Source organism: Streptococcus pseudopneumoniae, from assembly GCF_001072375.1.
In the GTDB taxonomy this organism is placed as follows: domain Bacteria; phylum Bacillota; class Bacilli; order Lactobacillales; family Streptococcaceae; genus Streptococcus; species Streptococcus pseudopneumoniae_L.
In genome coordinates this window covers 1-1,010 of the sequence record NZ_JVKV01000116.1, presented here as the reverse complement: position 1 = coordinate 1,010, position 1,010 = coordinate 1, and the positions used below count along the sequence as shown (strand labels likewise).

At 41.5% G+C, this 1,010-nt stretch carries 1 protein-coding gene; it reads right to left on the bottom strand.

All coding sequences use genetic code 11. The annotated features are described in order from the left end of the window. Positions 1-1,010, bottom strand: a 1,010-nt coding sequence (locus tag ADH31_RS09535; protein WP_049510448.1) for an SspB-related isopeptide-forming adhesin, incomplete at both ends; no start/stop codon positions are given.

The following is a 1,010-nucleotide window of genomic DNA, read 5'->3' as shown; positions in this document are numbered from 1 at the left end:
TCAGAAACAACGTATTTCTCTGGTTGGAACTTAGGCTCTTCTGGAGGAGTTACACGGTTGTTAAACTCTTTATCAGCGATTTCGCCAACAGTTGCCACAAGAACTTTAGCTGTTCCATCGTGAGAAACAGTTACTGTTACATTCGCTTTCATAGTGTCGTATGTTACAGTTGCGTCTGTTCCTGCTACTTCTTCTACAGTGTAGTTGTGAACGCCTGCTTGTTCTTTCTTGAATTCGATAGCTGAGAACTTAACGTTTCCAGACGCATCGTTGCTTACAGTTTCAAGAGTCTTACCTTCTGAATCTTTAAGAACGAAGCTGAATTCGTTCGCTTTCAACTCACGACCTTCCAAGCGTTTAGTGAAGTTGAATTCTACTTGTACTGGTACGCTGTTCACACGTTTTTCAGTTGGTTTGCTTGGTTTTTCAACTGTCTTAGAAGTTGGGTTGTAGTAGTTGACTACTTGAGCCGCAGTATTTTCGATATCTACTCCGCCAGGAACATCAGCTTTCACTGTTGTTGGGATGTCAAACTTGTAGTAACGTCCGAAGGCGAATTTAGTTGTGTCGATCACTTGAGTGTTTTCTGCGTCGCCAAGTGACTTCGTGAAGCCAGCTTTAAGGGTTGCAGTGATCACACCATTGTTCACAGCGATATCGAATTTAGCTGTGACATCATCACCTGTTACTGAATCGTAAGCTTTGATCTTAGTAGAATCAAGATCCAACTTAGTTTCGTCGTAGTCATCTGAGATTCCTACTGATTGGATGTTGTCCTTATTAGCTGCGTCAAATTTAGTTGTATCCAACCAAACTTGATAAACCAATTTATCGCCACGTTTAACAGTCTTCGTATTCAAGTTTTGAGCTTCGTTGTTAGATGCATCGTCCGCATATGGGTTAGCATTGGTATCTGCCACCTTATCCTTCAACTCTTTGTCATCATCAACGAGCTTGTCGCCTGTAATATCGAATTTCTCTTCAGAAACAACGTATTTCTCTGGTTGGAA